At 73.3% G+C, this 20,567-nt stretch carries 19 protein-coding genes; 12 read left to right on the top strand and 7 right to left on the bottom strand.

The window, feature by feature from the left end:
* Positions 1-3: 3 nt before the first annotated feature.
* On the bottom strand, positions 4-1,032 hold the full coding sequence (locus tag ACCP09_RS16180; protein WP_433747490.1) for a hypothetical protein: 1,029 nt from the start codon (positions 1,030-1,032) through the stop codon (positions 4-6).
* Between the two features lie 151 nt (positions 1,033-1,183).
* Here ACCP09_RS16180 and ACCP09_RS16175 point away from each other — a divergent pair, with 151 nt between their 5' ends.
* From ACCP09_RS16175 to ACCP09_RS16150, 6 genes are all read left to right on the top strand, one after another.
* Positions 1,184-2,263, top strand: a complete 1,080-nt coding sequence (locus ACCP09_RS16175) for a sensor histidine kinase (protein ID WP_378336252.1) — start codon at positions 1,184-1,186, stop codon at positions 2,261-2,263.
* On the top strand, positions 2,260-3,015 hold the full coding sequence (locus tag ACCP09_RS16170) for a LytR/AlgR family response regulator transcription factor (protein ID WP_433747486.1): 756 nt from the start codon (positions 2,260-2,262) through the stop codon (positions 3,013-3,015). The genes ACCP09_RS16175 and ACCP09_RS16170 overlap by 4 nt, the downstream gene beginning before the upstream one ends.
* 167 nt (positions 3,016-3,182) lie before the next feature.
* Positions 3,183-3,527: a hypothetical protein gene (locus tag ACCP09_RS16165; RefSeq protein ID WP_431905069.1), complete on the top strand. Its 345-nt coding sequence runs from the start codon at positions 3,183-3,185 to the stop codon at positions 3,525-3,527.
* Between the two features lie 142 nt (positions 3,528-3,669).
* Positions 3,670-5,409 carry a cation acetate symporter gene (locus ACCP09_RS16160; protein ID WP_027934602.1) on the top strand — a complete coding sequence of 580 codons (1,740 nt, stop codon included), beginning with the start codon at positions 3,670-3,672 and terminating at the stop codon, positions 5,407-5,409.
* 77 nt (positions 5,410-5,486) lie between these two features.
* A complete protein-coding gene (locus ACCP09_RS16155) occupies positions 5,487-5,822 on the top strand; it encodes a DUF485 domain-containing protein (protein WP_017984247.1) in 336 nt (111 codons plus the stop codon).
* Positions 5,819-7,417 (top strand): solute symporter family protein, encoded by a 1,599-nt coding sequence (locus ACCP09_RS16150; RefSeq protein WP_027934601.1) that lies wholly within the window; start codon positions 5,819-5,821, stop codon positions 7,415-7,417. The genes ACCP09_RS16155 and ACCP09_RS16150 overlap by 4 nt, the downstream gene beginning before the upstream one ends.
* A gap of 677 nt (positions 7,418-8,094) precedes the next feature.
* Here the strand turns inward: ACCP09_RS16150 and ACCP09_RS16145 are convergent.
* Entirely contained in the window at positions 8,095-9,042 is a 948-nt protein-coding gene (locus tag ACCP09_RS16145; protein ID WP_400990058.1) for an ArsR/SmtB family transcription factor, read from the bottom strand.
* 188 nt (positions 9,043-9,230) lie between these two features.
* Between ACCP09_RS16145 and ACCP09_RS16140 the strand changes: the two genes are divergently transcribed.
* Positions 9,231-9,845, top strand: coding sequence for an RICIN domain-containing protein (locus ACCP09_RS16140; RefSeq protein ID WP_027934599.1), 615 nt, complete (start codon positions 9,231-9,233; stop codon positions 9,843-9,845).
* A gap of 14 nt (positions 9,846-9,859) precedes the next feature.
* Here the strand turns inward: ACCP09_RS16140 and ACCP09_RS16135 are convergent, their stop codons facing one another.
* Positions 9,860-10,531: a response regulator transcription factor gene (locus tag ACCP09_RS16135; protein WP_027934598.1), complete on the bottom strand. Its 672-nt coding sequence runs from the start codon at positions 10,529-10,531 to the stop codon at positions 9,860-9,862.
* Entirely contained in the window at positions 10,524-12,563 is a 2,040-nt protein-coding gene (locus tag ACCP09_RS16130; protein ID WP_433747478.1) for a histidine kinase, read from the bottom strand. Before ACCP09_RS16130 ends, ACCP09_RS16135 begins: the two co-directional genes overlap by 8 nt.
* A gap of 135 nt (positions 12,564-12,698) precedes the next feature.
* Here ACCP09_RS16130 and ACCP09_RS16125 point away from each other — a divergent pair, with 135 nt between their 5' ends.
* Genes ACCP09_RS16125 through ACCP09_RS16115 form a run of 3 tightly spaced genes read left to right on the top strand, consistent with a single transcriptional unit; the run spans position 12,699 to position 15,132 of the window.
* Complete coding sequence (locus tag ACCP09_RS16125; RefSeq protein ID WP_433747475.1) at positions 12,699-13,277, top strand: hypothetical protein; 579 nt, start codon at positions 12,699-12,701, stop codon at positions 13,275-13,277.
* Positions 13,274-13,687 carry a hypothetical protein gene (locus ACCP09_RS16120; RefSeq protein WP_123685217.1) on the top strand — a complete coding sequence of 138 codons (414 nt, stop codon included), beginning with the start codon at positions 13,274-13,276 and terminating at the stop codon, positions 13,685-13,687. Before ACCP09_RS16125 ends, ACCP09_RS16120 begins: the two co-directional genes overlap by 4 nt.
* Entirely contained in the window at positions 13,684-15,132 is a 1,449-nt protein-coding gene (locus tag ACCP09_RS16115) for a multicopper oxidase family protein (RefSeq protein ID WP_433747471.1), read from the top strand. Before ACCP09_RS16120 ends, ACCP09_RS16115 begins: the two co-directional genes overlap by 4 nt.
* Here the strand turns inward: ACCP09_RS16115 and ACCP09_RS16110 are convergent.
* From ACCP09_RS16110 to ACCP09_RS16100, 3 genes are read right to left on the bottom strand one after another with little or no spacing between them, the layout of a single operon-like run.
* Positions 15,122-17,287 carry a xanthine dehydrogenase family protein molybdopterin-binding subunit gene (locus ACCP09_RS16110; protein ID WP_433747468.1) on the bottom strand — a complete coding sequence of 722 codons (2,166 nt, stop codon included), beginning with the start codon at positions 17,285-17,287 and terminating at the stop codon, positions 15,122-15,124. The genes ACCP09_RS16115 and ACCP09_RS16110 overlap by 11 nt on opposite strands.
* Entirely contained in the window at positions 17,284-18,276 is a 993-nt protein-coding gene (locus tag ACCP09_RS16105; RefSeq protein WP_433747465.1) for an FAD binding domain-containing protein, read from the bottom strand. Before ACCP09_RS16105 ends, ACCP09_RS16110 begins: the two co-directional genes overlap by 4 nt.
* The gene (locus ACCP09_RS16100) at positions 18,273-18,758 is read right to left on the bottom strand and encodes a 2Fe-2S iron-sulfur cluster-binding protein (protein ID WP_433747462.1); all 486 of its coding nucleotides are present in this window, start codon (positions 18,756-18,758) and stop codon (positions 18,273-18,275) included. Before ACCP09_RS16100 ends, ACCP09_RS16105 begins: the two co-directional genes overlap by 4 nt.
* 96 nt (positions 18,759-18,854) lie before the next feature.
* Here ACCP09_RS16100 and ACCP09_RS16095 point away from each other — a divergent pair, with 96 nt between their 5' ends.
* Positions 18,855-19,517: a TetR/AcrR family transcriptional regulator gene (locus ACCP09_RS16095; RefSeq protein ID WP_123685213.1), complete on the top strand. Its 663-nt coding sequence runs from the start codon at positions 18,855-18,857 to the stop codon at positions 19,515-19,517.
* A 75-nt stretch (positions 19,518-19,592) separates the two neighbouring features.
* Complete coding sequence (locus ACCP09_RS16090) at positions 19,593-20,558, top strand: acetylxylan esterase (protein WP_433747459.1); 966 nt, start codon at positions 19,593-19,595, stop codon at positions 20,556-20,558.
* Positions 20,559-20,567 lie beyond the last annotated feature (9 nt).

The following is a 20,567-nucleotide window of genomic DNA, read 5'->3' as shown; positions in this document are numbered from 1 at the left end:
CGCTCACGGGTGGGCGTCGACATCCCGGACCTCGATCCTCGTCTCGCCGTACCGGACCTCGATTGCGGTGCCGCCACGGGTGCGGAAATCGACGCGAGGCTGGGGCCGCGGCAGGTCGAATTCGAACTGGTGCCGCCCACCGTGCCCGGCGGGGAACGCACAGACCGGCGGGTGCGTGGCGTCCGGGTCGAGCATGGCCCGCAGCAATTCCGGGCCGCCTCGCCGCGGCGGCGGTATCAAGCACCGCGGCCGCACCACGAGATCCCGGCCGTGGTCGTCCCACAGGACCCAGTGGTGCTCCTCGCCGGCGATCTGCACCCGGGCGCAGTGCTGACGACGGTGGCCGGGTTCGAGGACGCATTCGGCATCCAGCCGTGGCACGAGCCGCCCGCCGGGCGCCGCGGCCAGCTCGCCCAACGCCTCCTCGGGCAGGGTCGTGACGGCACCGCAGACACCACTGCCCTCGTAGTGGCGGAGGATCTCCTGCGTCGGCCGGAGCAGGCGCTGGTCCCGCAGATCGGCCACGTGCAGGCCGGCACACGGGCTCAGACCGGCGCGCTCCCGCTGCCCGGGCCGCCAATGCACCTGGTCCAGCTGGTCGACACCGACGAGGGCGAACCGGGCGATCCGGCGCAAGTCCCACAGCACGCTGGTGAGAACGGCCGGACCGAGTTCGCCCCAGTTCCGCTCGATCCGCACGTCCCGCACCACCACCGCGCGCGGCGGGTCAACGGTGTCCCGCGCTCCTACGGCGTGCTCTACGACGAACGCACGCACTGTCTCGGCGAGCCCGTGGAACAGCACGACATCGATCTGGGGGAGGGTGCGCTCGACGAGGTCCACCATCGCGAACTCCACGCGCCCGATCTCGTCGCCGCCATCGAGCGCGAAGGGCAGGCCCAGGCACGCGGAGGAGGTCCACAGCTCGACGCAGTCGTCCACCAGGGACGGCGTCGTCCACCAGGAGTAGCGGCGGACGTGGCTGATTTCGAGTGCGACGAGGTCGCGGAGGGGGTGGACGAAGCCCGTCACAGCAGGATCCCGTTCGGCGAAGGGTCACGGCTGCCACACCCCATGATCGCGGGGACGGGCTCACCTCTTTGTATACCAGGAGCACCGCCCCCGCCAACCCCCGTGCGGGGCAGGTCCGCCCCGTACTATCGACCGGCACTCATCGTGGTCGATGGGAGGACTGGTGGTCGCCGAGGAAGAGCCTGCGGGCGTGCGCGCCCTGTGGCGTGCCCGGCGCGCCCCGGACGCCGCCGACGTGCTCGCCACCGCGCGGGGCGTCGCCGGGCACCTCGCCGACGGGCTGTCCGGGCCGGGCGCGCGGGCGGCGGCGAAGGGCGTCCGGTCCCTGCTCGGCGTGCCCGCGGCCGGTCTGGCCGACCTCTCCGGCTCGACCACCTGGGCCGGTCACCCCGCCGACGAGGACGCGGCCCGCGAACTCGTCTCCGCCGTCCTGCACAGCGAGACGCCGGCCGGGAAGGCGCCGCTGCGGGCGGTGCCCCTCGACGTCGACGGCGAGCTCGCCGGGGTGCTCGTCGTCGAGGGCGAGGCGCCGCGCAAGGCCGTGCAGGAGGTGGCCCGGCTGGTCGCCGGCGCGCTGGAACGGGGCAGGCTGGAGGCGTCCGCGGAGCTGGCGGCGCAGTCGGAACTGCGGGCGCTGCGCGCGGAGATCTCCCCGCACTTCGTCTACAACGCGCTCACCGTCATCGCGTCGCTGGTGCGCTCCGACCCCGACCGCTCCCGCGAACTGATGCTCGACTTCGCCGACTACATCCGGCACAGTCTCGCCAGGCACGGCGAGTACACCGCGCTCGCGGACGAGTTCCACGCCATCGAGACCTACCTCGCGCTGCAGCGGGCCGTCCTCGGCGACCGGTTGCGCGTACAGATCCGCGTCGCGCCGGACGTGCTCGCCGTGCCGGTGCCGTACCTGGTGCTGCAGCCGCTGGTCGAAAATGCCATCCGGCACGGGATCGAGCCGCTCGGCAGGCCCGGCACGGTCTCGGTGCGCGGCGAGGCGGAAGGGAACGACTGCGTGATCAGCGTGGAGGACGACGGCGTCGGCATGCCCCCCGCGGACGCGGAAGCGGTGCTCTCCGGCGACGGCGAGCGCGTCGGGCTGGCCAACGTCGACCGGCGGCTGCGCAGCGTCTACGGCCCCTGGTACGGCCTGGTCGTGGAAACCGCGCCGGGCGCGGGCACCCGCGTCGTGGTGCGGGTGCCGATGTTCCAGCCCGGGGTGGTCCTGCCGTGACCGGGCTGCGCGTGCTCGCGGTGGACGACGTGCCACCCGCGCTGGAGGACATCTGCCAGCTGCTGCGGGAGGCGCCCGAGGTGGCGGAGGTGACCGGCGCCGGTGACGCGCTGACCGCGCTGCGGATGATCCAGAGCGAGCGGTTCGACGCGGTGTTCCTGGACATCTCGATGCCCGGCCTGGACGGGCTCGAACTGGCCGGCCTGCTGGCGAAGCTGAGCGAACCGCCGGTGATCGTGTTCGTAACGGCGCACGACGGGCATGCGGTGACGGCGTACGGCATCGGCGCGGTGGACTACCTGCTGAAACCGGTGCGCGCGGAACGGTTGTCGGCCGCACTGGGGAAGGTGCTGCGGATGCTGCCCGCGGGCGCGCCGAGGTCGCCCGAACTTGCCGACGCGCTCGCGGCGCTGCCGGTCGAGTCGCGGGGGCGGACGCGGTACGTGCGGCGCAGCGAGGTGCTGTTCGTCGAGGCGCAGGGCGACTACGTCAAGCTGCACACGCGCGGGGGCGTGCACGTGGTGCGGATGCCGATCTCGCGGCTCGCGGAGTACTGGGAGGGCAGCGGGTTCGTGCGGGTGCACCGCGGCTACCTGGTGGCGCTGGACGCGGTGCGCGAACTGCGCAGCGATTCTGTCGGAGGGCTGCTGGCGCACACGGCGGCCGGGGACGTCCCGGTGAGCCGACGGCACGCCCGCGAGCTGCGGGAACGCCTGTTGCGCGCGGCGCAGCGCAGCGAGCTGGGGCGGTGATCATGGCACTCCCCACCGCGGCGCGCCGCGCCGATCATAGGCGGCCCGGCGGACGCTTCCGCGCGCCGCTGCGGCGGCTGCCGCGCAGCGGCGGCACGCTCCGGGATGCCCTCACCTGCGGATCCGGAGTGAGTACCCCTGTCCCCTACGCCGCGGGGAGGTGCTGAATGCCCAACCGCCGTGTCGCGGTGATGAGTCCGCAGACCCGGCTCGCCCATGCGCGTCGTAGGCAGCGGGGGCGCTGGCGCCCGCCGCGGCTCGAAGCGGCCGACGCCGAGCGCGCCTTGCAGAACTACCGCCGTCAACGCCGCCGGGCGGTCGCCGCTCTGCTGCTGCTCTTCGCGGTGCTCGCCGGGCTGCCGGTCCTGTTCGCGGTCTGGCCCGCGCTCGACCACACCCGCCTCGCCGGGGTGCCGGTTTCCTGGCTGGTGCTGGCGGTCGTGCCGTACCCGCTGCTCATCGGGCTCGGGCACTGGCACCTGCGCCGCGCCGAACGAGCCGAGAAACGTTGATGGCCAGCCACCCCGCACCCGCCGCCCGACACGCCCGGGCACTCGCCCCACGCCGAACACACCGAGCAGCCATGACGGCCCACCCCTCCACGGTCACCCCACCCGCGCACCCGCCCCGCGCCAAACGAACCGAGCAGCCCTGATGGTCGGTCTCTTCGCGGTCGCCCCGGTCGTCCTCGTCACGCTCTTCATCGGGCTGCGCGGGGTCGCCGCCATGCGCACCACCTCCGACTTCCTCGTCGCCTCCCGCCGGGTCACTCCGCTGCTCAACTCGGCCGCCGTGTCGGGCGAGTACCTCTCCGCGGCCTCGTTCCTCGGCGTCGCCGGGCTCGTCGTCAAGGACGGGGTCGGCGCGCTCTGGTACCCGGTCGGCTTCACCGCCGGGTACATCGCCATGCTCGTCCTCGTCGCCGCCCCCATGCGCCGCTCCGGGGCGCTCACCGTGCCCGACTTCGCCGAAGCCCGGCTCGCCTCCCCGGCGCTGCGCAGGCTCGCCGCCGTCGTCGTGCTCGTCATCGGCGCGCTCTATCTCGTCCCCCAGTTCCGCACGTCCGGCCTGGTGCTGAGCGTCGTCAGCGGCACGCCCTACTGGGTCGGCGTCGTCCTCGCCGGGGCCGCCGTCGCCACCACGCTCGCGCTCGGCGGGATGCGCGCGGCGACCTACGTGCAGGCCTTCCAGTTCGTGCTGAAGGTCGTCCTGTTCGCCGTCCCCGCGCTGTGGCTGGCGATCACGGCCGGCGCCGCCGCGCGCGACGAGGCCCTGCACCCCGCCGAATTCACCCAGCTCCGCCAGGACACCCGCGTGGTCTTCCGCGTCGACGTCACCCTGGAGGCCACCCAGCCCATCCAGGCCAGGGAGCCCGACGGCACACCGGTCACGCTCACCCCCGGCCCGCACACCTTCGCCGCGGGCGAGGAACTCGTCTTCCTCGCCGGGCAACCGGTCCCGCGGCTGCCCGGCACCGCCCCGCCGGGCTCCGCGGGCTGGGAACGGCCGCTGCTCAACCTGGACAACGAAGGCCACCCGCTGCTCGGCACCCTCGCCGTCCTGGTCGCCATCGTGCTCGGCACCATGGGCCTGCCGCACGTGATCATGCGCTTCCACACCAGCCCCGACGGCCGCGCCGCCCGCCGCACCGCCGCCCTCACCGTGGCGCTGCTGTCCGCGTTCTACGTCTTCCCCGGCGTCTACGGCGTGCTCGGCCGGGTCCTGGTGCCGCACCTGTACCTGTCCGGCGCCACCGACACCGCGGTCGTCGCGCTGCCGATGCAGGTCGACACCGGCTGGGCGGGCACGTTGTTCACCGGCCTGCTCACCGCGGGCGCGTTCGCCGCGTTCCTCGCCACTTCACTGGGCTTGCTGCTGGCGGTGTCCGGCGCGATCGCGCACGACCTCGCGCCGGGCGGGCTGGCCCGGCTGCGCGGCACCGTCGTCGCCGCCGCGGCCGCGGTGGTGCTGCTCGCCCTGTTCGCCGTGCACCTCGACGCGGGCGTGCTCGTCACGTGGGGGTTCACGGTCGCGGCGTCGACGTTCTGTCCGCTGCTCGTCCTCGGCATCTGGTGGTCGCGGCTGACCGCGCGCGGCGCGATCGCCGGGGTCCTCACCGGACTGCTCGCGTCGTCCGGCGCGATCCTCGCGACCCTGGCCGGCGCGGACGTGCACGGCGTGCTCGCGATCCTGCTCGCCCAGCCCGCGCCCTGGTCGGTTCCGCTGGCTTTCGGCACGATGGTGGTGGTGTCCCTGCGCGGGCGGCCGCCCGCCTGGGCGATCACCGCCATGTTGCGGCTGCACCTGGACGAGAACCCGCCGCGCCAGGCCGGTCCGCGCCGCCGTTCGACCGGTTTCCGCGACCGCTTGTCGACCGTTCGTCGCGCCCGCTGACGGTTGGTCGCCACGCCACGGCGCCGCACGTCGTGACCTCCTAACGTGTCCGCCACCACACGACAAGGAGGTCTCCAGTGGCGGCCACCGAGCACGATCTCGGCCACGAGGAGTGGACGCGGGTCCACTCCAGCCCCGAATTCGCGCAGCTGCGCCGAAGGCTGCGGGGCTTCGTCTTCCCGATGACCGCGTTGTTCCTGGGCTGGTACCTGCTCTACGTCCTGCTCGCCGACTACGCGCACGGGTTCATGTCGACCAAGCTGGTCGGCAACTTCAACGTCGGACTGCTGCTGGGACTGCTGCAGTTCGTGTCCACGTTCCTGATCACCGGCCTGTACGTCCGCTTCGCCAACCGGAAGCTGGACCCGATCGCCGACCGCATCCGTGAGGACGTCGAGGGAGGCGCGCGATGAACCTCGCCGCGGGAGTCGCGGGCAGCAGCCCCGCGCTCAACATCAGCATCTTCGGCCTGTTCGTGGCCGTCACACTGGTGATCGTGCTGCGGGCCAGCCGCAACACCAAGACCGCGTCGGACTACTACGCGGCCGGGCGCGCGTTCACCGGACCGCAGAACGGCGTCGCGATCGCCGGTGACTACCTGTCGGCCGCGTCGTTCCTCGGCATCGCCGGCGCCATCGCGGTGTACGGCTACGACGGGTTCCTGTACTCCATCGGCTTCCTGGTGGCGTGGCTGGTCGCGCTGCTGCTGGTCGCCGAACTGCTGCGCAACACCGGCAAGTTCACGATGGGCGACGTGCTGGCGTTCCGGATGCGGCAGCGGCCGGTGCGCGCGGCGGCGGCGACGTCCACGCTCGCGGTGAGCTTCTTCTACCTGCTGGCGCAGATGGCCGGCGCCGGTGTGCTGGTTTCGTTGCTGCTGGGCGTGTCCAGCGGGATCGGGCAGTCGGTGGTCATCGCCGTCGTGGGTGTCGTGATGATCATCTACGTGCTCGTCGGCGGCATGAAGGGCACCACCTGGGTGCAGATCATCAAGGCGGTCCTGCTGATCGCGGGCGCCGCGCTGATGACCGTGTGGGTGCTCGGCAAGTACGGGCTCAACCTGTCCGCGCTGCTGCAGGGCGCGGTGGACCGCTCCAGCGAGGCGGTGCTGAACCCGGGCGCCCGCTACGGCGCGACCGGGACGTCGAAGATCGACTTCCTGTCGCTGGGCCTGGCGCTCGTGCTGGGCACCGCGGGCCTGCCGCACGTGCTGATGCGGTTCTACACCGTGCCGACCGCGAAGGAAGCCCGTCGATCGGTGGTGTGGGCGATCGCGCTGATCGGGCTGTTCTACCTGTTCACGCTTGTGCTCGGCTACGGCGCGAACGCGCTCGTCGGCGCGGACGTGATCCGGAAGGCGCCGGGTTCGGAGAACGCGGCGGCGCCGCTGCTGGCGCTGGAACTGGGCGGGCCGGTGCTGCTCGGGTTCATCGCCGCGGTCGCCTTCGCGACGATCCTCGCCGTGGTGGCCGGGCTGACGATCACCGCGTCGGCGTCGTTCGCGCACGACATCTACGCGAACGTGATCAAGAAGGGCAAGGTGGACGACCCCAACGGCGAGGTGCGGGTCGCCCGGATCACCGCCGTGGTGATCGGTGCGGTCGCGATCGTCGGCGGCATCCTGGCGAAGAACCAGAACGTCGCGTTCCTGGTGGCGCTGGCGTTCGCGGTGGCGGCGTCGGCGAACCTGCCGACGATCCTGTACTCGCTGTTCTGGAAGCGGTTCAACACCTCGGGTGCGCTGTGGAGCATCTACGGCGGCCTGGCGATCACGATCACGCTGATCGTGTTCTCGCCCGCCGTGTCCGGGACGCCGAAGTCGATGCTGCCGAACGCGGACTTCGACTGGTTCCCGCTGCAGAACCCGGGCCTGGTGTCCATCCCGGCGTCGTTCCTGCTCGGCATCGTCGGCACGTTGCTGTCGAAGGAGCACGACGAGCGCAAGCACGCGGAGATGGAGGTGCGCTCGCTGACCGGCGCCGGCGCCGAGAAGGCGACGGCGCACTAGCCGCCCCGCCTTCTCCCCGAGCCCCGGCGCCGCTGCCCTGGCGCCGGGGCTCGCTCATGCGGGGGTGCCGCACCGGCCGGCAACCGCCATCCCGGATGCCTGGGCTCGCTCAGGCCGAAGCGCCGCCCGCGCGACAAAGTGCCACACGGCGGCCCGGCCACAGGCACCACGCCGAATCCCGCCGCGCGCCCCGCCAACCTGACACCAACGGGCGGAGGCGCCCACCATCCCGAGAGCCCTGCGCCGCTGCCCGGGCTCGCTGACGCCGAAGCGCCGCCCGCGCGACAAAGTGCCACACGGCGGCCACGCGCGATCCCATCGCGCCTCAACCCGTACCGACGCGCCGCCCCATCCAGCAGCGCCCCGCCATTCCCCACGCCTGAGCACCATCGCCGCGCGCCGGGCCACACCCAGGCTGAAGCGCCGCCGCACCCGGCAAGTGTCATTCGGCGGGGCCGCGCCGCGGTCGTGGCGCCGGGCTCGCTCATTCCGGGGGTGCCGCACCGGCCGGCAACCGCCGTGGGCCGCAGCACCGCCCAACAGCGCGATGCGCGGTACGACCAGGGCAGTCGCGGCCACGCACGATCCCACGCGTGCCTAGCGCCGCACCCGCGCGCCGCCCCAGCCGGCGGTATGTCCCACCATTCCGCCGCCGCTGCCCGGATGCCTGGGCTCGCTCAGGCCGAAGCGCCGTCCACCAACGCCATTCCCAGTGGGGTCAGTGAATGACGCACCGTGTTGCGGTTGCGGTGGCTCGCGATCAGGCCGGCCGCCCGCAGCACCGACATGTGCTTGCTCGCCGCGGACGGGGTCACTCCCAAGCGCGCCGCGAGGTCCGAGGTGCTGCACCCGGCCGCCGCCAGGACCATCGCCGCCGCGCGGGTCGGGCCCAGCAGCGCCGCCAGGGCGCGCGGGGTGGCGTGCGGGGCCCGGCGGACGCGTGGGTCTTCGGCCGCCGCGGGGTATCCGAGGCGCACCGGGCCCGCCGAGCCGGGCACGATCCACGGCTGCACCGTGAAGTAGGTGGGCACCAGCAGCACCCCGGCCGTCCGCCGCGGCGTGCCGGGGCTCGCCACGCCCGTCACCAGGTACGGCGGCTCCCACCGCAGCACCGGGCGCAGCGTGGCCAGCAGACCGTCCACCCCACCGTCGGCCAGCGCCTGGATCCGCGCCTGCCGGTCCACCTCGACCCGCGCCCGCACGGTGTCCCAGTGCGGCGCCAGCGCGACCATGAAGTACTCCCGCAACGCCTGCACCAGCCGCGACAGCGCGGCGTCCGAACCGGACCGCAACGCCGCGGCCCACGGTGGCAGGCCGCGCGGTTCCGGCAGCGCCGCCAGCGCGGCCCGCACCCGGTCCGGCGGCGTGCCCAGCACCGCCGCGAGCCCGGACGCCAGGTCACCGCCCGCGGGCAGCAGGAACTCCGGCACCTCCCCCGACCCGTACAGCCACCGCAGCACCGGGAAGGACTCCGGCAGCCGCCCCTGGACGCGGCGCCGCCACCAGCCGAACGCCACCTCCTCGTCCAGCAGCAGCCGCACGCTGCTCGCCAGCTCCCAGCACGGATCGGCGGCGTTGGACAGCCCCACGCGGGTGAGGTCGCGCGACTTCAGCTCCAGGCGCACCGGCGATCCTCTCCGCGAAACTGTGGCAGCACTGGAGAGATCGTTCGCGATACCGGTCCGTTACACCGTTGAACAGCGTTGTTGAGCGTCCGGGAAATGTGGTCGACTCCGGAGCGCCGCCACGGCGAAGATCCAGTTCCCGGGGTGCGGCCGGAGGATTCCGCGCCCCGTCACGGAATGGGGAACCCATGAGAAGACTGAAGCGGCCGTTCGCGGCCGCGGCACTGCTGGCCGGCCTGCTGTCGCTGTTCGTGGCGCCGAACGCGGGCGCGGCCCAGCAGGCCGGCGAGCCGGTCACGTCGCTGGACGGCCTGGTGCTGCGCCCGGCGCACCCGAACCAGGTCAAGGGCGGCGTCAACACGATGGCCGAGGAGCAGGCCTACCTGCTCGGCCCGGCCTCGGACCCGTCGCGCTGCCTGGACGCGGACCTCAACACGATCAACCGCAACGGCACCAAGGTGCAGCTGTGGGCGTGTGACCAGTACGCGGCTCAGCAGGCCTGGTACATCCGGCTGATCCCGGAGGGCTACTACCGGTTCCAGAACGCGTACAGCGGCCGCTACCTCGACGCCGACCTGAACACGATCAACCGCAACGGCACCGTCGTGCAGCTGTGGGACTACGTGGCGGGCGCGAAGAACCAGTGGTTCGCCGCCAGCGAGATCCCCGAGGGCTACCTGCGGCTGCAGAACGTGCAGAGCGGCCGGTACCTCGACGCGGACCTGAACACCAGCTACCGCAACGGCACCGTCGTGCAGCTGTGGCAGTACGTGGCGGGCGCGCAGAACCAGTGGTGGTACTGACCGGCTGACCCCCGCTAGTCGCGGTGCTCACGCAGGAACGTGAGCACCGCGGCGACGCGGCGGTGCACCGGCTCCTCGGCGAGCCCGAGCTTGCCGAAGATCGAGTTCACGTGTTTTTCCAAAGTGGACGCCGACAGGTGCAGGCTGCGTTCGATGCCCGCGTTCGTCTTGCCCTGCGCCATCTCCCGCAGCACGTCCAGCTCACGCGGCGTGAGCGCGGTCAGCGGCGAGGTGACCGTGCGCGTCCGCCGCGCGACCAGCGCGTCCACCACCTGCGGGTCGATGACCGACCCGCCGCGGGCCACCGCCCGCAACGCCCGGATCAGGTCCTCCAGGTCGCCGAGCCGGTCCTTCAGCAGGTAGGCCAGTCCCGCGGTCCCGTTGCGCAGCAACGCGAACGCGTAGCTCTCGTCGGTGTGCTGGGACAGCACCGCCACCCCGGTGCCCGGGTGCTCGGCCTGGATGGCGTGCGCCGCCTCGATCCCTTCCATGTGGTGCCCCGGCGGCATCCGGATGTCGGTGAGCACCGCGTCCGGCCGCAGCCGCCGCACCGCGTCACGCAGCTCGCCGGCGTTCCCGACCGCGGCCAGCACCTCGACCTCCCCGGAGTCCTCCAGCAGACGCCGGGTGCCTTCGCGGACGAGGTAGTTGTCCTCCGCGAGCACGATCCGCAGCCGCTCAGCCATGACCCGCCACCGGCAGTTCCGCGCACACCGTGGTCCCGGCGCCGGCCGCGCTGTCCACGCGCAGCCTGCCGCCGATCGCCTCGACCCGGTCACGCAGGTTCGTCATGCCGTGGCCGGACTCCCCGGCCGCGAGCCCGATCCCGTCGTCGTGCACCCGCACGACGAGCGTGCCGTTGTGCCGTGCCAGGTCGATGTCCGCGCTGCGCGCCGCCGCGTGCTTGACGACGTTCGTCAGGGCCTCGCAGATGACGAAGTAGGCCGCGCCCTCGACCTCGGCCCCGAGCCGCTCGCCGCGCAACGTGTCGCCGGCCCGGACGGCGACCTCCAGCGGCAGCCGGTCCACCCGCGCCTCGACCGCCGCGACCAGCCCCTGGTCGCTCAGCACCGGCGGGTGGATGCCGTGCGCCAGCTCGCGCAGGTCGGTGAGCAGGTCCCGCGCGTCGCGCTGCAGCTCGTCCAGCACCGCCGCGGGTTCCCGCTCGCCGCGGCCGACCTGGTTGCGGGCCAGCCGCAGTTTCATGATCAACGCGACCACCTGCTGTTGCGCGCCGTCGTGGATGTCGCGCTCGATCCGGCGCCGCTCGCCGTCCTCCGCGGCCACCAGGCGCGCCCGCGACCGGCCCAGCTCCGCGACCTGCTCGGCCAGCCGCGTGGTGAGCCCGACGTTGGCGATCGCCGGCGCGGCCTGCCGGGCCAGCGTGGCCAGCAGGTCCCGGTCCGCCTCGTCGTAGCCGCCGTCCCGCGGCCCGCACTCGATGTGCCCGATCACCTCGCCCGCCCGCTCCAGCGGCACCCGCAGCGCGGGCGGCCCGTGCGGCTCGCCCGCGGTGGCGGCCGATCCGGGCACCGACACCCGCACCCAGGACGCGGACAGACCGCGGCACACTGTCGCGGCCAGCCGCGGCAGCAGCTCGCCGAGGTCGAGGGTGTTCTCCAGCGCGACGCCGAAGTCGGTCACCAGCTGGTAGCGGTTGACCCGCTCGCCGAACACCAGCCTGCCCGCCAGCGCTTCGAGGCGGCGGCGCACGGGCTGGATCGCGGCGGCCACGGCGATGGTCAGCACGACCGCCAGCTCCACCGGCAGCCGGTCGCCCAGTGCGAGACCGGGGGCCGCGGCAAGTCCGAAGTAGACGGCGGCGATGCCGGCCGACAACGCGGCGAACACCATCGAGCGGCGCAGCGCCACCTCGATGTCGAACAACCGGTGCCGCACCACGCCGACGACGATGGTCACCGGGACCATCGCCAGCAGGACGACCCCCGCGACCGCGAGCAGCCGCACCCACCACGGCTCCGGAGCGCCGTAGCGGTCGGCGAGGACCATCTGCGCGGGGTAGATCACCAGCAGCGCCGCCGACACGACGACGAGCAGCCGCATCCGCGCCCGCTGCGCGCGGCCCGCCCGCGCGAACCGGACGAAGAGCAGGCACACCGCGACGAACCCGTAGTAGCCCAGCATGGCCGAGGTGAGCGGGCCGTCGAGCCAGGACAGCCATGGCACCGCGAACGGGTTCGCGATCAGCGGGTCGGGGTCGAGCAGGTAGCCGTCAACGACGAGGGTCGGCCGGGCCAGCAACAGCAGCGGCGGCAGCAGCAGGTGCGCCCACAGCAGCCGGAGCACGATCCGCTGCCACCGCTGCTCGACCACACCGTCCGGGAAGGACGCCAGCAGCAGGGCCGCGCCGATCATCGCGAGCAGGCCGGTGTACTGCCAGACGAGGTTGGCGAGCCAGAACCAGTCGCCGGCGCCCGAGCGAGAGTAGGCGGAGCGGATCGGGCCCTCGATGCCGACGTTGACCGCCAGCGCGCTGCCCACCAGGAGCAGCCGCCGCGCCTGCGGGTGATCGGGTTTGCGGCGCACCAGCCACACGGCGACGACGAACAACGGCGCGACGCCGAAGGCGGTCCAGCTCAGCGCGCCGAGCGTGCCGCCGGGCTGCGGGGTGAACAGCGCCCGCCCGGTGGCCGCGGCGAGCCCGGCGGCGCCGAGCGCGATGCCCGTCCACCTCAGGGCCGCGGACCCCTGGACCATCACCGCATTGTCGGCCGCCGGGCAGCGGGAGTCCATGGTGGAAGACCGCGCCCCGCCCCCGCGGTCCACCCCGTTCCGCCGCGTGCCCGCCGCTCCTAGCGTCCCGGGAACCGCACGAGGAACGAGGTGACCGAGATGACCGGAACGATGACCGGGACGCGGCGGGACACGAGCGGGTTCGCCCTGGCCGCTGGGGTTGCGGGCGCCGCAGCCAACGTGTTGCTGATCCTGTTCTTCGCCTCGGGAGAGGCGTGGCGGGACGTGCCGGGGCAGCTGGCCTGGACGGGCCCGGTGAACGACGTGCTGGTGGCGGTGCAGTTCGCGGCGCTCGTGCCGGTCGCGGTCGCACTGGGCGGCCGGGTCGCGGTCGCCGGGGTCGCGGCGATGACCGGCGTCGTCGTGCTGCAGGCGCTGCTGCTCGCCGACGTGCTGGAGTTCGAGACCCAGGTGTGGTGGGTGACCGGCTGCTTCGTGTTCGTGTTCGCCTGGGTGCTGCTGGTCAGCCGCGGGCTGCCGCGGACGCTCCGGCGCTGCGGCACGGTGGTCGGCGCCGGGTACCTCACTGGGGCGCTGCTGGTGTGGGGCGCGCTGGCGCTGCCGTCCGAGTCGGCGGGTCAGTACGCCGTCGGTGGTATCGGGGTGGTCCTCGGCGCGATCGGCTGGCTCGGGCTGCCGGTGTGGTCGCTGCTGCTGGCGCGCGGGAGCCGGCGATGACCGCCACCGCCGACGCCCCCGTCATCGGCCCGCGCCGGACGCTGGCGGTGTTGCGGGTGGTCACCGTTCTGCACGCGGTGTGCGTGGTCGCGCAGCCCGTGTTCGCCGGGGAGTTCCTGGCCGGTGAGATCGACGCGCTGGGCGTGCACGAGCTGAACTCGATGGTCGTCAGCGGGCTGGGCGTGATCCAGGTGGTCGTCGCGGTGGTCTACGTGTGGGGCGGGCACGGCCGGTTCTGGCCGCTGGCCGCCGCGGTCGGGATCGCGCTCACCGAGCAGCTCCAGACCGGCTTCGGGTACTCGGGCGACGTGGCGGTCCACGTCCCGCTCGGGGTCACGCTGGTCGCCGCGCAGGTCCTGCTGACCGTCTGGCTGTTCCGGGAGTCCGCGGCGCGGAGGCGGTCGCGATGAGGATGACCCGCCGCGGCTTCCTCGGCGCGGCCGGGCTCGCCGGGCTCGCCGCGGCCGGGTTCGGGCCGCTGCTCGCCAGGCCGAGCCAGACCGCGGAGCTCGTGCGCAGCGGCGCGCGGCTGCCCGAGCCGTTCACCGCGCCCCTGCCGGTACCGCCGGAGGTGACCGGCGACCACGTCCGGATCACCCAGCGGGAGACCGACCTGGAGATCCTGCCCGGCCTGCGCACCCGGGTGCTCGCCTACGACGGGCGCTTCCCCGGCCCGACGGTCGTCAGCCGCAGCGGACGGCCGATGGTCGTCACGCACGACAACCAGTTGCCGGTGCCCACCGTGGTGCACCTGCACGGCGGTCACACCCCGCCCGAGCACGACGGCTTCCCCACCGAGGCCGCGCACGGCCCCCGCGACCACGTCTACCCGGGCACGCAGCGGGCGGCCACGCTCTGGTACCACGACCACCGCATGGACTTCACCGGCCCGCAGGTCTACCGCGGTCTGCTCGGGATGCACCTGGTGCGTGACGACGAGGAGGACGCGCTGCCGCTCCCGCGCGGCGAGCGCGAGGTCCCGCTGGTGATCACCGACCGCGCGTTCGCCGAGGACGGCTCCTTCGCCTACCCCTCGCTCGACCCTGCCCTGAGCCGTCCGGGCGTGGTCGAGGACTTCATGGAGGGCGTGCTCGGCGATGTCGTCCTCGTCAACGGCGCGCCGTGGCCCGTGCTGGAGGTCGCGGCCGTGCGGTACCGGTTCCGGATCCTCAACGCCTCCAACGCCCGCCGCTACCTGCTCGCCCTGCGGCCGGGCGCGCCGCTGATGCAGATCGGGTCCGACGGCGGGCTGCTGGAAACCCCGGTCACGCACGCCGAACTGCCGGTCGCGCCGGGTGAGCGGTTCGACGTCGTGGTCGACTTCGCCGCCTTCGCCCCGGGCGCCGAGGTGACCTTGCGGAACCTCCTCGGCGACCGGACGACCTCGGACATGATGCGGTTCCGGGTGACGCGGCGGGCCGCCGACGACAGCGCGGTGCCGCCGGTGCTGAGCCGGATCGAGCGCCTCGACCCGGCCCGTGCCGCGCGGACCCGCGAGTGGCGATTCTCGCTGGAGCACCACGGCGACCACCGCATGTGGATGGTCAACGGCGACCGCTTCGACCCGGACGGCTCGGACGCGGACCCGGTGCTCGGGCAGACCGAGGTGTGGCGGCTCGTCAGCGACGCCCACCACCCGGTGCACGTCCACCTGAGCCCGTTCCAGGTGCTCACCCGCCGCGGCGACCCGCCGTCACCCGCGGACGCCGGGTGGAAGGACACCGTGGACCTGCGGCCACACGAGTACCTCGACCTGGCGGTCCGCTTCACCGGCTACGCGGGCCGGTATGTGGTGCACTGCCACAACCTGGAGCACGAGGACATGGCGATGATGGCGACCTTCGTCACCCGATGACCTTGTCCAGCGTGATCGGCAGGTCGCGCACCCGCCTGCCGGTCGCGTGGAACACCGCGTTCGCCACCGCCGCCGCCACCCCGGTGATGCCCACCTCGCCGGCGCCGACGATACCCAGCGGCGTCGTCGGGTCCGGGTCGTCCAGTGTGGACACTTCGATACGCGGCACGTCGGCGTGCACGGGCACGTGGTACTCGGCCAGGCTGGGGTTCATGATCCGCCCGGTGCGCGGGTCGACCAGGGTCTCCTCGGAGAGTGCCATGCCGATGCCCATCACGATCCCGCCGCGCAGCTGGCTCGCCGCGGTCTTCGTGTTGACCACCGTGCCGATGTCGAACACCCCCAGCCACCGCGAGATCCGCACCTCGCCGGTGTCCGGGTCGACGCGCAACTCGCAGAACTGCGCCCCGGTCGCGGCCCGCACCCGTCGCCGGTCGCGCACGAACCGGCCGATGAGCCGCGCCTGCCCGGCGAGGCGGCCGAACCGGGTGTCCGACCCGACCGACACCTCCACGTGCGGCATCCCCGCCCGCCGCACGGCCGCCACCGGATCCCCGGCCCCCTTCGGCAGCCGCCGCTTCAGCTTCTCGACCGCGTCGAGCACGCTGGCCGCCACGCTCGCGGTCTGCATCGAACCGCCCGCGGCGGGCGCCATCGGCAGCGCCGAATCGCCGTACTCGACGCGCACCGAGTCGACCGGCACGCCGAGCGCGTCCGCGGTGACCTGCGCCAGCGCCGTCGCGGCGCCCATGCCCATCTCCTGGAAGCCGCAGCGCAGGAGGACCGTGCCGTCGGCCGACAGCCGCAGCGTCAGGTTGGCCGTGAACACCCACGCCGGGTGGTAGGCCGTGGCCACCCCCATCCCGACCAGCCACCGGCCGTCCCGCGTCACGCCCGGCTCCGGCGCCCGGTCCCGCCAGCCGAACCGCCGCGCGCCGGCTTCGTAGACCTCCCGCAACCTGCGATGGGTGAACTCCTTGCCGTCCAAGGGGTTGCGCTCGGGTTCGTTGCGCATCCGCAGCTCGATCGGGTCCATGCCGAGCTCGGCGGCCAGTTCGTCGACCGCCGACTCGACCGCGAACGTGCCGATCGACTCGCCCGGCGCGCGCATCGACGTGTTCGGCACCAGGTCCAGTTCGACCGTGCTCGCCCGGATGAGGATGTGGTCCGCGTCGTAGAGGTGCCGCGACTGCGAGGTGACCTGCTCGGGCGCGCCACCGACGCGGCCGGTGCGGGTCACGCTCGTGTGGATCAACGCGGTCAGCGCGCCGTCGCGGTCCGCGCCGAGCGCGACGCGCTGGATCGACGGCGTCCGGCCGCCGACCGTGCGGTACACGTCCTCGCGGGTCAGCGCGAGCCGCACCGGCCGTCCGGTCGCGCGGGCGGCCAGCGCGGCGAGGATCGTGCCCGGCCAGACCATGGCTTTGCCGCCGAAACCGCCGCCGACGAACGGTGCGATCACCCGCACGTCGGCGGCAGGCACGCCGAAGCGGATGGCGAGGTGGTTGCGGCACCAGTCGATGGACTGGGTGGAGTCGTGCACGGTCAGCCGGTCGCCGTCCCACTCCGCGATGGTGGCGTGCGGTTCGATCGCGTTGTGCTGGTGCGGCGGCGTGGTGTACCGGTGGTCCACGGTCACCGGCGCCTCGCCGAACGCCTTCTCCGCGTCGCCCTTCTTCGCCGCGCCTGGGGAGACCGGGCTGTACGGCTGCTTCTTCGCGTGTGGCGCCATCGACTCGAAGTCCACAGTGGATGGCAGCAGGGCGTACTCCGCGCGCACGAGCGCCGCCGCTTCCTTCGCCGCGGCCGAGGTTTCCGCCACCACCACGGCGACCGGCTGCCCGTCGAAGTGGACCTCGTCGTCCTGCAGGTAGTTCACCGAGGTGCCGGACACCAGCGTGCTGAGGTTGAGCGGGTTCACCTTGGGCGCCGGCTTGAGCGGGGGCGCGTTGTGGTGGGTCAGGACGGTGATCACGCCGGGCACCGCGCTCGCCGCCGTGGTGTCGAGGCGGGTGACGCGGCCGCGGCTGACCGTGGCGTGCACCAGTGCGGCGTGCGTGAGGCCGGGACGGAGGTGCTCGGCCGCGAACCGCGCCGCGCCGGCCGTCTTGGCCGGGCCGTCGCGGCGGTCCAGCGGGGCGCCGATGACGCTCATGCCGCACCTCCCCCGGTGGCCAGCTGACGCAGGGTCGCCACGATCGTGCGGACGGCCAGGCCGACCTTGAACGCGTTGGCTTCCCGGGTGATCGCCGGCGCGAGTTCGGCTTCGGCGGCGCGGCGGAAGGTGTCGTCGGTGGCCGATTGGCCGACCAGGAGCCGCTCGGCCTCGGCCGCGCGCCACGGCTTCGTCGCGACCCCGCCCAGCGCCACACGCGCCTCAGCGATCACGCCGTCCTCGACGCGCAGCGCGGCGGCGACCGAGACCAGGGCGAACGCGTACGACGCGCGGTCGCGCACCTTGCGGTACCGGGAGTTCGCGGCCACCGGCGCCGGCGGCAGCTCGACCGCGGTGATCAGCTCGTCGGGCGCCAGCGCCGTTTCGACGTGCGGGGTGTCGCCGGGCGTGCGGTGGAAGTCGCCGATCGGGATGCGCCGGGTGCCGCGGGTGCTCTCCACCTCGACGACCGCGTCGAGCATCGCCAGCGCGACGGCCATGTCGGAGGGGTGGGTGGCGATGCAGTGGTCGCTCACGCCGAGAACGGCGGTGGACCGGGCGAACCCGTCGAGGGCGCCGCAGCCGCTGCCGGGCGTGCGCTTGTTGCACGGCGCGGCGTCGTCGTAGAAGTAGAGGCAGCGGGTGCGCTGCATCAGGTTGCCGCCGACGGTCGCCATGTTGCGCAGCTGGGCCGACGCGCCGTGCAGGACCGCGTGCGCCAGCACCGGGTACCGGGCGCGGATCACCGGGTGGGCGGCGAGGCGGCTGTTGCGCACGAGGGCGCCGATGCGGACGGCGCCGCCGGGCAGCTCCTCGACGGCGGTCAGCGGGAGGCGGCTGACGTCGACCACGGTGGCCGGCTGTTCGATGCCCTCGCGCATCAGGTCGACGAGGTTCGTGCCGCCGCCGAGGAACTTGGCGTCGCCGTCCGCGACGGCCGCCAGCGCGGCGGGCACGTCCGGGGCGCTGACGTAGGTGAACGATCTCATTCCGCGACCTCCCGGATCGCGTCGACGATGCCGTTGTAGGCGCCGCAGCGGCACAGGTTGCCGCTCATCCGCTCGCGGATCTCCTCGTCGCTCAGCTCCGGCGAGGCGGTCAGGTGCTCGGTGACGGCGCTCGGCGCGCCCTCCTTGTGCTCGGCGAGCATGCCCACCGCGGAGCACAGCTGGCCCGGCGTGCAGTAGCCGCACTGCAGGCCGTCGGCGCGGACGAACGCCTCCTGCAGCGGGTGGCCGAGCCCCTCGACCGTGGTGATCTCCCGCCCGTCGTACTGCACCGCCAGCGCGAGGCAGGAGTTGATGCGGTCGCCGTCGGCCAGGACGGTGCACGCGCCGCATGCCCCCTGGTCGCAGCCCTTCTTCGTGCCCGTCAGGCCCAGCTCCTCGCGCAGTGCGTCGAGCAGGCTCACCTGGGGCGGGACGTCCAGCAGTTGCGCGGATCCGTTGACCCGCAGTGACACCTCGACCATCTCTGCTCCTCCCGGTTTCTCCCGAAGCTAGCAGGACGGCGTACTCTTAACAAGAGAACAGCGTCCTCTAATCGAGGGTCGTAGAATGATCCGGCGATGTCGAAAGAGTTCCTCCGCGCGCGGCGCCCGGAGCACAAGCAGCAGCGGCGTGAGGCGATCCTCGCGGCCGCGCGGGAGCTCGCGCTCACCTCGGGCGTGCGCAACGTCAGCCTGGGCGGCGTCGCGGCCGCGGTCGGGCTCGCGAAGTCCAACCTGGCGCGGTACTTCGCCACCCGGGAGGAGATCTACCTCGAACTGGCCGCGCAGGAGTTCCACGACTGGGAGACGGCGGTGCTGGAGCGCATCGCCGCGGCGTCCTCGCCGGACGGCGTGTTCGACGCGCTCGTGGAGACGCTCGAGGAGCGCCCGCTGTTCTGCGACCTGCTCTCGCACAGCTCGACCACGCTGGAGCACAACGTCACCGTCGAGGCGGCGCGCGCCTTCAAGCTCCGGACGGCCGAGGCGCTGGCGAAGGTGTCCTCCGCCGTCGCGCGGGCGCGGCCGGACCTGACCGGGGAGGAGGCGGCCGAACTGGTCGCCGCCGCGGCCGGCTTCGCCGCGCTGCTGTACCCGGCGGCCAATCCGCCGCCGGTGATGGCGAAGCTGTACGCGGAGGACCCGGTGATCGCCGCGTTGTGCATCGAGTTCGCCCCGACGGCGAAGCGGATGCTGCGCGCACTGGCGGCGGGGCTGCCGACGCTACGCGAGGGCCGGGACTGAACGCCGCTTGTCCGGTGTGGACAGAATCCGCCGGACCCCTCGTCGGCGGCGGTTTCCGGCGCTAGGGTCACGATCGTGACGACGCTGTACGACCTGCCGCTGTCCGAGCTGTCCGAGTACCGGCCGCCGCTGGACGAACCCGCCGACCTGGACGCCTTCTGGGCCACCGCGCTGGCCGAGGCGGACCGGTCACCGCTGGACCCGGTGTTCCGTCCACAGGAGGCGTTGCTGCGGACTGTGGAGGTGTTCGACGCGTCGTTCACCGGCGCGGCCGGGCAGCGGATCTCGGCGTGGCTGCTGCTGCCGCGGGACCGGCCGGCCAAGCTGCCGTGCGTGGTGCAGTACCTGGGGTACAACCTGGGCCGCGGCCTGCCGCACGATTACCTGACGTGGTCGGCGTTCGGGTACGCGCACCTGGTGGTGGACACGCGCGGCCAGGGCGGGAAGTCGGTGCCCGGCGCGACGGGCGATTCGTGGTCGGCCGGGCCGCACGTGCCGGGGTTCATGACACTGGGGATCCTGGACCCGGCGCAGTACTTCTACCGGCGGGTGTACGTCGACGCGGTGCGGGCGGTGGCGGCAGCGCGGGCGCACCCGTCGGTGGACGCGGACCGGATCGTGGTGGCGGGCGGCAGCCAGGGCGGCGGAATCACGATCGCCGCGGCGGCACTCGCGCCCGGGGTCGCGGCCGCGATGCCGGACGTGCCGTTCCTGTGCCACTTCCGGCGTGGGGCGGAGATCGCTTCCGAGGGGCCATATTTGGAGCTGGTGACGTGGCTGGCCGCGCACCGGCACCGGGCTGGGGAGGCGTTTGCCACGCTGCGGTATTTCGACGGGGCCGTGCTGGCTTCGCGGGCTTCGGCGCCTGCGTTATTCAGCGTGGCGTTGCGGGATCCGGTTTGTCCTCCGTCGACGGTGTTCGCGGCGTTCAACCGGTGGGGTGGGGATTCGGAGATCCGGGTGTGGGAGTGGAATGAGCACGAAGGAGGGCAGGGGGCTCAGGTCGCCGAACAGGCCTCCTGGCTGGGGCGGGTTTTGTAGGCGCTACGC

Source organism: Amycolatopsis sp. 3B14 (assembly GCF_050958625.1).
GTDB lineage: Bacteria > Actinomycetota > Actinomycetes > Mycobacteriales > Pseudonocardiaceae > Amycolatopsis_E > Amycolatopsis_E thermoflava.
Note: the sequence above shows the minus strand (reverse complement) of the source record. Positions and strands in the feature narration are given on the sequence as shown.